This window comes from Rhizobium sp. 10N414 (assembly GCF_056394785.1).
In genome coordinates this window covers 1-302 of record NZ_JBFTIN010000125.1, presented here as the reverse complement: position 1 = coordinate 302, position 302 = coordinate 1, and the positions used below count along the sequence as shown (strand labels likewise).

Genomic DNA, 302 nt, shown 5'->3' with positions numbered 1-302 from the left:
GTCTTCACCAGTGGCCAGAAGCGCCGTCTCACGCCCGCCATCAAGCGCCAGATGCGACGACGATCGGCGGTCGAACCCGTCATTGGACACCTCAAGAGCGAACACAGAATGGACCGGAATTATCTCGCTGGCGAACAGGGGGATGCCGTCAATGCCGTTCTGGCCGCCGCCGGATACAACTTCTCCCTCCTGCTGCGATGGTTCAGGCAACTTTTGTGTCTGTTCGCCGCACTCTTCCTCACGTTCCAGAGCCGACCGATGCCGCAACAACCTGCCTGAAAGCGAGTTCTTCACGATCGACT

At 59.3% G+C, this 302-nt stretch carries 1 protein-coding gene; it reads left to right on the top strand.

The window, feature by feature from the left end; translation table 11 throughout:
• On the top strand, nt 1-279 hold a 279-nt coding region (locus AC1DE4_RS31895; protein WP_477884774.1), incomplete at its 5' end, for a transposase.
• Between the last annotated feature and the right edge of the window lie 23 nt (nt 280-302).